Genomic DNA, 10,208 nt, shown 5'->3' on the forward strand with positions numbered 1-10,208 from the left:
GCCTCAGAGGTGGGAGTAGACGTCGTCGAGGGTCAGATCGTTGGCGAGCATGAGCACCTGGAGGTGGTACAGCAGCTGGCTGATCTCCTCGGCCAGCCGCTCCTTGCCCTCGTGCTCGGCCGCCATCCAGACCTCCGCGGCCTCTTCGACGACCTTCTTGCCGATGGCATGGGTGCCGGAGTCCAGCGCCCGGACGGTGCCCGACCCCTCGGGGCGGGACACCGCCTTCTCCCGCAGCTCGGCAAAAAGGTCGTCGAAGGTCTTCACGGTGCCTCAGTCTAGGTCCCGCTCAGCGGCCGCCCACCGCCGGTTCGGCCTGCGGACGAGGCACCTCCTGCGCCTCCCGGGTGGCCTTGACCCAGCGGGTGAAGCCGTAGATGACGAAGGCGCCGTAGCCGATGTACATCACCGCGGTCGGCACGTAGCCGGTCGCGAAGCCGAGCGGGACACCGACGAGGTCGACGGCGATCCAGGCGAGCCAGAACTCGTTCCACCCGCGCGCCATCATGTAGGTCGCGAGCATCGAGCCGATGAAGATCCAGGCGTCGCTCCAGAAGTACCACCACTCCGGCTGCCAGTACGGGTTCGGGGCGGCGTCCCACAGGGCGGTGAAGGCCTGGTGGGCGGCGACGGTGCCGAGCAGCCAGACGCCGATGATCGCGAGACGTTCCTTGGCGCTCGCCCATCGGGGGACGATCGCGGCGGAGTCGTCGCTCACCGCGGCCCGGGCCTTCTTGATCTGGGTCCAGCGCCACCAGCCGTAGATGCTCGTGAGGATGAAGAAGACCTGACGCCCGGCCTGGCCGAAGAGCGGGATGCGGTCGTCGGCGCCGAAGACCGCGCCGAGGTAGACCCCGAAGAGCATGATGTTGGCGCTGATCCCGACGGGCCAGGCCCAGACCCAGCGCTTCATGCCGAGCCAGGCGCTGGCGACACCGATGAGGATCCCGACGAACTCCAGCCAGTACAGCTGGTACTCACCGATCGTCAGGTGCGCGGCGATGATCTGCTGGAAGAGGTTCTGGCCGTCGTCGGCCAGGGCGGTCGCAGCGACCGCGGGCAGCTCAGAGAGCATGACTGATCCTTCCGCCGTGCCTCTCTCGTCCGGACTATGACCGTCGGCCCTGGGATCGCACCAGAGTTCACCGGCCGCCCTGGCCGGGTCGCGGGCTCAATACCGCCGGTTCGGAGTTTCACCGAGTCACGAGACACGTGCGGGGAGCACGATAGCCGCGCGCTTCAGTGGGCGTGACGCCTGACCAGATCGCGGAGCTCGTCGACGGCCGCGGCAGCCGACTCGGCCCCGTAGACCGCGGACCCGGCGACGAAGACGTCGGCGCCCGCCTCGGCGCACTGCTCGATGGTCTTCGCCGACACCCCTCCGTCGACCTGGACCCAGATGTCGCCACCGTGGCGACGCACGGCCTCACGGACCTCGCGGACCTTCGGCATCTGGTCGGCCATGAAGGACTGCCCGCCGAAGCCCGGCTCGACGGTCATGACGAGGACCATGTCGAGCTCGGGCAGCAGCTCCTCGTACGGGGCGAAGGGGGTGCCGGGCTTGAGCGCCATGCTCGCCCGGGCGCCCTGGGCGCGGATGTCGCGGGCCAGGGTGACCGGGTCCTTCGCCGCCTCGACGTGGAAGGTCACGCTCTTGGCCCCGGCCTCGGCGTACGGGGGCGCCCAGCGGTCGGGGTCCTCGATCATGAGGTGGCAGTCGATGGGGATCGGGCTGACCCTGATCAGAGACTCGACGACCGGCAGGCCGAGGGTGAGGTTGGGCACGAAGTGGGCGTCCATGACGTCGACGTGCGCCCAGTCGGCGTTGCCGATCGCCTGGAGCTCGGCCTCGAGGTTGGCGAAATCGGCGGAGAGGATGCTCGGTGAGATCTGCACGGGGTGATCAGGCCTTCTTGCGGAGGAGGGTGAGGAACATGCCGTCGGTGCCGTGGAGGTGCGGCCACATCTGGGCGCTCGGGCCGTCACCGAGCCCGGGCAGGGTGCTCCGGGCGACGCTCCGTACCGCGGCGGGGGTGTCGAGCAGCTCAACGTCGTCACGCCGCTTCGTCACGTCGCGGACGACGAAGGTCGTCTCCGAGAGGTGCGGGCTGCACGTCGCGTAGGCGAGGACGCCGCCGGGTGCCAGGGCGTCCAGACCGCTCGTCAGCAGGTCACGCTGGAGCGGCCCGAGGGTGGCGAGGTCGCCGGGCTGGCGCCGCCAGCGCGCCTCGGGGCGCCGGCGCAGGGCACCGAGCCCGGTGCACGGTGCGTCGACGAGCACCCGGTCGTAGCCGCCGGGCTCGTCGACGCCGACCTCGCGCCCGTCACCGGTGCGGACCTCGACGTCGACTCCTGCTGCGGCGGCCGCGTCGATCGCGGGGCGCAGCGTCGCCCGGACGAGGTCGGAGCGGTGCTCGCTCACCTCGTTGGCGACGAGGTCGGCCCCGGCCTCGCGCGCGAGGGCCGCGAGCAGCCCGGCCTTGCCACCGGGGCCGGCGCAGAGATCGAGCCAGCGCTCGCGGCGGCCCGTGGGCGCCGTGACCTCGACCCCGGCGAGGGCGAGCGCGATGAGCTGGCTCCCCTCGTCCTGCACGGCGGCACGTCCGTCGCGGACGGCCGACAGGGAGCCTGGGTCACCGCCGACGAGCAGGACGGCGAAGGGAGAGTGGTCGCCGGGGGCGGTCTCAAGGCCGTCCGCGCCGAGGAGCTCCTCGACGTCGGCGAGGCCGGGCCGGGCGACGAGCGCCACGGGCGCGGGGGCGTTGTGGGCGTGGAGCAGCCGCTCGAGCTCGGCGTCCACGGTCTCGGCGGTGGCGGCCCCGTGGCCGAGCAGCGCCTGGCGCAGCGCCTTGACGACCCACTCGGGGTGCGAGCTGTCGACCGCGAGGCGGGCGGTGGTGGGCTCGGCGGGGACGACGGTGGCGCGCCACTCCTCGAGGGAACGCTCGCTGACGCGTCGCATCACGGCGTTGACGAGCCCGGAGGCACCCGCGCCGGTGGCCTGGCGGGCCAGGGCGACGCTCTCGTCGACGGCGGCGTGGGTCGGCACGCGCATGCCGAGGATCTGGTGGGCGCCGAGGCGCAGCACGTCGAGGACGTTGCCGTCGAGCCGGTCGACCGGGCGGTCGGCCGCGACGGCGATGATCGCGTCGTAGAGCCCCTGCATCCGCAGCGTGCCGTAGGTCAGCTCCGTGGCGAAGGCGGCGTCGCGCCCGTCGAGGCGCCGCCGGCGCAGCTCCTGCGGCAGCTCGAGGTTGGCGTAGGCGCCGTCGGCCACCCGCCGGAGCACGGTGAAGGCGGTGAGCCGCGCAGGGTCACCCTGCCGTGCTCGCTGGGACGGCGCGGTCCGCGAGCGTTGCGGTCGCCGCGGGCCGCCGCGGCGCTGGTCGTCCTGGCGCTCAGCCATCGAGATCGCCTCCCAGTCGTTCGCCCGGCGCGATCCGGACGCCGCGCGCCCAGTCGGCGGCGGGCATCGGCTTCTTGCCGGGCGGGGTCACCGTGTCGAGCCGGACCGGACGGTCCGTGGCGCCGACGAGCACCCACGCCTTGCCGACGGCGATCTCGCCGGGCGCCAGGCTCGGCAGCTCGGCGGGCAGCCGGTCGGTCGAGCGGCTCGGCGGGCCGAGCCGCAGGCGCTCGCCGCGGAAGGTCGTCCACGCGCCGGGGTCCGGGGTGCACGCCCGGATGCGCCGGTCGACGGCGAAGGCGGGCTGGTCCCAGCGCACCCGCGCGTCCTCCGTGGTGATCTTGGGTGCGTGGCTCACGCCGTCGGCGGGCTGGGGCGAAGGGGTGACCCGGCCCTCGGCGAGACCGTCGAGGCTCGCGACGAGGAGCGGTGCTCCGGCATCTGCGAGCCGGGCGAGCAGCGACCCGGTCGTGTCGTCGGGGCGGACCGTCTCGGTCATCGTCCCGATGACGGGACCGGTGTCGAGCCCGGCCTCGATGACGAAGGTGGAGGCACCGGTCACGGCATCACCGGCGAGCAGCGCGTGCTGGACGGGGGCGGCGCCGCGCCAGGCAGGCAGCAGCGAGAAGTGGAGGTTGACCCAGCCGTGGGTCGGGACGGCGAGCAAGGCCTCGGGGACGAGGTTGCCGTAGGCGACGACGGCGACGACGTCGGGCGCCAGCGCCGCGATCTCGTCCTGGACGGCCTCGTCGCGCAGCGTCCCGGGCGTGAGGACCGGGATGCCGGCCTCCTCGGCGACCACCCTGAGCGGCGAGGGGACGAGCGAGCGGCCACGGCCGGCCCGCGCGTCGGGGCGGGTGAGGACGGCGACGACCTCGTGCGGGCTGTCGAGGAGAGCCCGCAGAGAAGGGATCGCGACCTCGGGGGTCCCGGCAAAGATCACATGCACCCGGCGAAGTCTAGGTGCTCGGCCGAGAGGCTCCGCGCTGTCTCCACGCGGTCACAGCCCGCGGTCGAGGACGTGCGGCCCGACCCGCACCTGGACCGGGTCGGCGACCTTGCGGCCGGACTCCGTGGCACGCAGCGCCGCAAGATGTCGCAGCACCTGCCCCGCCCCGGCCTCCCCGGCTCGCACGACGAGGTGCTCCGCACGGGGCATCCCGATGGCAGGCGCCGGGCCGACGACGTCGGCGCCGAGCTCGGCGAGCCCGTCCCGGACCTCGCGCAGGCGCGCTCGGTCGCCGAGGACGAGCGCCGACCAGGCCGCCGGGGGCAGCCCGAGCTCGGCCCGCTCGGCGAGCTCACGGGACGCGAACCAGGCCGGGTCCCACCGGACGACGGCCTCGACGGGGGCGAGCACCTCGTGCTCGGGCACGCCCGCGAGGACCACCTCTCCCCCGTCGGCCCAGGGCCGCACGAGTGCCGCCGCGCCGAGCCAGCGCCGCACGCTCTCCTCCCCCGCCCGCAGTGACGGCCGGTCGAGCAGTGCCCAGGCGTCGAGCAGCAGCGCGGCGGCGTAGCCATCCTCGGCGACCGGCTCGGCACCCGGCGTCGCGACGACGATCGCGGGACGGGCCGGGACGGTCGCGACGACGTCGGGTGCTCCGGAGCGCACGACCGGGACACCGGGGAAGGCGCGGCCGATCTCCTCGGAGGTCCGTCGCGCACCGACGACGCTGGCGCGCAGCGCGCTGCTGTCGCACTCGGGGCACGTCCATGCCGTCCCCGGCTGGGCGCACCAGCCGCAGACGGGGGTACCTCCCGAGCCGGGCAGGCTGAGCGGCCCCTGGCACCCCGGGCACCGCGCGGGGGCTCGGCACTCCGCGCACCGGGTGGCGGGCACGTAGCCGCGCCGCGGCACCTGGACGAGGACCGGACCGCGCTCGAGCCCCTCCTTGGCCGCCCGCCAGGCGGCCGAGGGGATGTGCGCACGGGCGCCCGGCCCGTCCCGCTCGGCGTCGTGCCCCTCCCCCGCGATGCGCACGCGCGGCGCGTCTCGCCGCTCCGTCAGCCCCCCGATCGCGACGAGGGCGCCCTGCTCGACGAGCGAGACGACCTCGGTGCTCACGGTGAGACCGGCCGTGAGCACCGCGGCCCCGGTGACCTCGGCCCGGGCGAGCAGGACGTCCCTCACGTGGTGGTAGGGCGCCCGGGGCTCGAGGTGGAGGTCGTCGCCGTCGTCCCACCAGGAGACGAGCCCGAGGTCACGCACGGGGGCGAAGGTCGCCGCTCGCGTCCCGACGACGACCTGGACGTGACCGCGCAGCACCGAGAGCCACGCGGTGTAGCGGGCCTGCGGCCCCTGGTCGGCGTGGAGCACGACATGACGCCCCGGCCCGAGCGCCGCCCCGAGCGCCGCGTCGACCCGGTCGAGATCACGCCGGTCGGGCACGACGATGACGCTCCCGCGCCCCGAGGACAGGGTGGCCAGTGCCGCGTCGGCCAAGGCCCGGGGCCAGTCCTGCGCGGGGTCGACCGCGGGGCTCGCGAGCAGGGCCGCGCGGGGTGACTCCCCCGCGGCGAGCCGGCGCCACAGCGCGGCGCCTGCCCGGTGCCTCGCCCACGAGACCGGCGGTTCCTCGGGGGTCACGAGAGGGTTGGGCTCGGCAGGGGGCCGCTCGGTCAGTGCCCGCTCGGCGCGGGCGTGCCGCGGCGGGATCGCCAGCCGCAGCACGTCCATGATCGTGCCCGCCTGCTGCCGCGCCACCCGCGTCGCGACCTCGTGGATCTCCGGGGTGAGGACGGGCTCGGCGCTGACGACCGTGCGGATCGGCGCCAGCCGGCCCTCGTGCTCGGCGGTCGCAGACCGCTCGAGGACGTACCCCGCGAGGTCCTGCCCGGCGAAGCGCACCTTGACCCGAGCGCCCGGGACGGCGCTCTGCTCGAGCTCCTCCGGGACGGAGTACTCGAAGGCGCGGTCGAGGTGGGCCAGGCCCGTGTCGACGAGGACGCGAGCCACGTCCCCTTCGCCCTCCGGCACCTCGATCTCCAGCACGGGCGCCAACCTAGCCCGACGGACCGACAGCCGGGGTCAGGCGCCGGCGGCCGCCCGGAGCTGCTCGACCTTGGTCGTCTGCTCCCAGGTGAAGGGGTGGTCGTACCCGGCGGCCTCGGTGCGACCGAAGTGGCCGTACGCCGCGGTCGGCTTGTAGATCGGGCGGAGCAGGTCGAGCTCCTCGACGATCGCCAGCGGGCGCAGGTCGAAGACCGCCTCGACGGCCGCCTGGATCTTCTCGACCGGCACGCTCTCGGTGCCGAAGGTCTCGATGTAGAGCCCCACCGGGTGCGCCTTGCCGATGGCGTAGGCGACCTGGACCTCGCAGCGGCGGGCCAGCCCGGCGGCGACGACGTTCTTCGCGACCCAGCGGGTGGCGTAGGCCGCCGAGCGGTCGACCTTGCTCGGGTCCTTGCCGGAGAAGGCACCGCCACCGTGACGCGCCATGCCGCCGTAGGTGTCGACGATGATCTTGCGGCCGGTCAGGCCGGCGTCGCCCATCGGCCCGCCGATGACGAACTTGCCCGTCGGGTTGATGAGGTTGCGGTAGCCCTCGGTGCGCAGACCGGCCGCCTCGCCGACGGCCGTGACGACCGGGCGGATGACGTGCTCGTCGATGTCGGCGTGCAGCTGCTCCTGGCTGATCTCCTCGGCGTGCTGCGTCGAGAGCACGACCGTGTCGAGGCGCACGGCCTGGTCGCCGTCGTACTCGATGGTGACCTGCGTCTTGCCGTCCGGGCGGAGGTAACCAAGGACGTCGGTCTTGCGGACCTCGGTGAGCCGCTCGGCGAGCCGGTGCGCGAGGTGGATCGGCAGCGGCATGAGCTCGGGGGTGTCGTCGCAGGCGTAGCCGAACATCAGGCCCTGGTCGCCGGCGCCCTGCTTGTCCTTGGGGTCGACGCCGCCGGTGCGGTTCTCCAGGCCGGTGTCGACGCCCTGGGCGATGTCGGGGCTCTGCTGCCCGATCGAGATCGACACGCCGCAGGAGTTGCCGTCGAAACCCTTGACCGAGGAGTCGTACCCGACACCCTCCGCGATGACCTTTCGCACGAGGCGGGGGATCTCGACGTAGCCCTCGGTCTGGACCTCGCCCGCGATGTGCACGAGACCCGTCGTCACCATCGTCTCGACGGCGACCCGGCTGCGCGGGTCCTGCTCGAGCATGGCGTCGAGGATCGAGTCCGAGATCTGGTCACAGATCTTGTCAGGGTGCCCCTCGGTGACGGACTCGGACGTGAAGAGGCGACCAGCCAAGGGAGTGCTCCTGAAGAAGTGTGCGGTCGAAGGACACGACGAGTCTAGGCGTCGGCGATCACGTCGTGGACGAGGTCGAGGATGGCGTGCGCCACGGTCCCCTTGTCGGCCGGGCCGACGACGACCTCGGGGTGGCCCGGGCGCAGGAGGTGGACGGTGCTCTCGTCCTGGCCGAAGGTGACACCCTCGCCGACCTCGTTGACGACGAGCGCGTCACAGCCCTTGCGGGCCAGCTTGGCCCGGCCGTGCTCGAGCACCGAGCCGCTCTCGTCCCCGGTCTCCGCGGCGAAGCCGATGATCACCGGGGACTCCGGCCGTGGCGAGGCGGCCCGGTCGGCGACGATCCCCGCGAGGATGTCGGGGTTGCGCACGAGCTCGATCGTCGGGGCGGAGTCCTCCTCGCCCGCGCCGTGCGCCTTCTTGATCTTGCTCGTCGCGAGGGTGGCCGGTCGGAAGTCCGCGACCGCCGCGGCCATGACGACGACGTCGTGCTCGCCGACGCGGGCGGTGACCGCGTCCTGCAGCTGCCGGGCGCTCTCGACGCGGACGACCTCGACGCTCGGGTCCTCCGGCACGGGGATCTCGACGTGGGCGACGACGAGGGTCACCGCGGCGCCGCGCTCGGCGGCGGCCCGGGCCAGGGCGATGCCCTGCTTGCCGGACGAGCGGTTGCCGAGGTAGCGCACGGGGTCGAGCGCCTCACGGGTGCCGCCGGCGGTCACGAGGACGCGACGGCCGGCAAGGTCACCTGGCCTCACCCCTTCGAGGCTCGTCCCTGGCACCTCCGGGACCACCGCGCCCGCGGCGGCGAGGGCCGCCTCGAGGAGCACCTCCGGCTCGGGCAGGCGCCCCGGGCCGGTGTCGGCGCCGGTGAGGCGACCGGATGCGGGCTCGACGACGGTGACACCCCGCTCGCGCAGGGTCGCGACGTTGGCGCGGGTCGCGGCGTGCTCCCACATCTCGGTGTGCATCGCCGGCGCCATGACGACGGGGCAGCGCGCGGTGAGCAGGACGTTGGTCAGCAGGTCGCCGGCGAGGCCGTGGGCGGCCTTGGCCAGGAGGTCTGCGGTCGCAGGCGCGACGACGACGAGGTCGGCCTCCTGGCCGAGCCGGACGTGCGGCACGTCGGTGATGTTGCTCCAGACGTCGGTCTGGACCCGCCCGCCGGAGAGCGCCTCCCACGTCGGCGCACCGACGAAGCGGAGAGCGGCCTCCGTCGGGACGACGGTCACCTCGTGACCGGCCTCCGTGAAGAGACGCAGGAGCAGGGCCGCCTTGTAGGCGGCGATCCCCCCGGTGACCCCGAGGACGACGCGCACGTGTGCCCGATCAGACGGGGTCGGTGCTGAAGGCGTCGGCGGCGGAGACAGCCGAGGTGTCCTCGCCCTCGGGCGTCGGCTCGCACGTGAGGAGGCCCTCGTTGATCTCGCGCAGGGCGATGGAGATCGGCTTCTCGTGCACCTGGGCGTCGACGAGCGGGCCGATGTGCTCGAGGAGACCCTCCTGGAGCTGGCTGTAGTAGGCGTTGATCTGGCGGGCGCGCTTGGCGCTGTAGAGCACCAGCGCGTACTTGCTGTCCGAGTGGGTCAGGAGGTCGTCGATCGGCGGGTTGGTGATGCCGATGGGGTTGGCCACGGTGCCAGACACGTCAGTCCTTGTCGTCGAGTTCGGGGGATCTCATCAAGGATACGAGTTCTTCGGCCGCACGGCGAACCTCGTCGTTGACGACGACGGCGTCGAACTCCCCCTGCGCGGCCATCTCGACCTTCGCGGTCTCGAGCCGGACGGCCCGCTCCTCCTCGGTCTCGGTGCCACGGCCGACGAGCCGGGAGACGAGGTCGTCCCACGACGGCGGGGCGAGGAAGACGAAGCGCGCCTCGGGCATCGCGGCCCGCACCTGGCGCGCGCCCTGCAGGTCGATCTCGAGCAGCGGGAGCCGCCCGTCCGCCAGGGCCTGCTCGACCGGCCCGCGGGGCGTGCCGTACGAGGCCCGGCCGTGGACGACCGCCCACTCGAGCATCTCCCCCTTCGAGACCATGTCGGCGAAGTCCTCGCCGCTCACGAAGTGGTAGTGCCGGCCGTCGACCTCCCCGGGGCGGGCCGGACGGGTGGTGGCCGAGACGGAGAGCCAGACCTCGGGGTGGTGCTCACGGATGTAGGCGGCGACGGTGCCCTTGCCGACGGCGGTGGGCCCGGCGAGGACCGTGAGGCGGGAGGTCACCGGGCATCGAAGCGGGCGACGAGCGCGGCGACCTGGTGCTGCCCCAGGCCGCGCAGGCGCCGCGACTCGGCGATGCCGAACTCGGCCATGATCTGGCGCGCCTTGACCCGGCCGATGCCGGGCATCGACTCGAGCAGCGAGGTCACCTTCATCTTTGCCACGGCCTCGTTGGTCGCCCGCTGGTCGATGACCTCGCGGATCGAGCCGCCGGCCGTCTTGAGGCGGAGCCTGATCGCGGCGCGCTCGCGGCGGGCGGCCGCGGCCTTGGCGAGGGCCTCGGCCCGCTGCTCTGGGGTGAGGGGTGGAACTGCCACGTCGAGGCTCCCGTGTCG

The 10,208-nt window shown here is 73.7% G+C and carries 11 protein-coding genes and 1 riboswitch; all 11 genes read right to left on the reverse strand.

The features are described from left to right. Positions 1-3 precede the first annotated feature (3 nt). The 11 genes from JNO54_RS10255 to mihF all read right to left on the reverse strand — a co-directional run bounded on the left by JNO54_RS10255 (position 4) and on the right by mihF (position 10,190). A complete protein-coding gene (locus JNO54_RS10255) occupies positions 4-267 on the reverse strand; it encodes a phosphoribosyl-ATP diphosphatase (RefSeq protein WP_204143815.1) in 264 nt (87 codons plus the stop codon). 22 nt (positions 268-289) lie between these two features. Then, positions 290-1,075, reverse strand: a complete 786-nt coding sequence (locus tag JNO54_RS10260) for a nicotinamide mononucleotide transporter family protein (RefSeq protein ID WP_204143816.1) — start codon at positions 1,073-1,075, stop codon at positions 290-292. Positions 1,076-1,088: 13 nt separating this feature from the next. After that, positions 1,089-1,215: riboswitch (FMN riboswitch) on the reverse strand. A 24-nt stretch (positions 1,216-1,239) separates the two neighbouring features. Further along, positions 1,240-1,896: a ribulose-phosphate 3-epimerase gene (gene rpe / locus JNO54_RS10265; RefSeq protein ID WP_204143817.1), complete on the reverse strand. Its 657-nt coding sequence runs from the start codon at positions 1,894-1,896 to the stop codon at positions 1,240-1,242. Positions 1,897-1,903: 7 nt separating this feature from the next. Further along, the gene (locus tag JNO54_RS10270; protein WP_204143818.1) at positions 1,904-3,406 is read right to left on the reverse strand and encodes an RsmB/NOP family class I SAM-dependent RNA methyltransferase; all 1,503 of its coding nucleotides are present in this window, start codon (positions 3,404-3,406) and stop codon (positions 1,904-1,906) included. Further along, positions 3,399-4,355, reverse strand: a complete 957-nt coding sequence (gene fmt / locus JNO54_RS10275; RefSeq protein WP_204143819.1) for a methionyl-tRNA formyltransferase — start codon at positions 4,353-4,355, stop codon at positions 3,399-3,401. Before fmt ends, JNO54_RS10270 begins: the two co-directional genes overlap by 8 nt. Before the next feature lie 51 nt (positions 4,356-4,406). Beyond that, complete coding sequence (locus JNO54_RS10280) at positions 4,407-6,401, reverse strand: primosomal protein N' family DNA-binding protein (RefSeq protein WP_307818161.1); 1,995 nt, start codon at positions 6,399-6,401, stop codon at positions 4,407-4,409. A 36-nt stretch (positions 6,402-6,437) separates the two neighbouring features. After that, entirely contained in the window at positions 6,438-7,655 is a 1,218-nt protein-coding gene (gene metK / locus JNO54_RS10285; protein ID WP_204143821.1) for a methionine adenosyltransferase, read from the reverse strand. Positions 7,656-7,699: 44 nt separating this feature from the next. Further along, complete coding sequence (gene coaBC / locus JNO54_RS10290) at positions 7,700-8,974, reverse strand: bifunctional phosphopantothenoylcysteine decarboxylase/phosphopantothenate--cysteine ligase CoaBC (RefSeq protein WP_204143822.1); 1,275 nt, start codon at positions 8,972-8,974, stop codon at positions 7,700-7,702. A 10-nt stretch (positions 8,975-8,984) separates the two neighbouring features. Next, the gene (rpoZ, locus tag JNO54_RS10295) at positions 8,985-9,302 is read right to left on the reverse strand and encodes a DNA-directed RNA polymerase subunit omega (protein ID WP_204143823.1); all 318 of its coding nucleotides are present in this window, start codon (positions 9,300-9,302) and stop codon (positions 8,985-8,987) included. A 1-nt stretch (position 9,303) separates the two neighbouring features. Then, positions 9,304-9,876, reverse strand: a complete 573-nt coding sequence (gmk, locus tag JNO54_RS10300) for a guanylate kinase (protein ID WP_204143824.1) — start codon at positions 9,874-9,876, stop codon at positions 9,304-9,306. Then, positions 9,873-10,190, reverse strand: a complete 318-nt coding sequence (mihF, locus tag JNO54_RS10305) for an integration host factor, actinobacterial type (RefSeq protein ID WP_204143825.1) — start codon at positions 10,188-10,190, stop codon at positions 9,873-9,875. Before mihF ends, gmk begins: the two co-directional genes overlap by 4 nt. Between the last annotated feature and the right edge of the window lie 18 nt (positions 10,191-10,208).

The sequence above is a fragment of the Janibacter endophyticus genome (genome assembly GCF_016888335.1).
Lineage (GTDB): Bacteria > Actinomycetota > Actinomycetes > Actinomycetales > Dermatophilaceae > Marihabitans > Marihabitans endophyticum.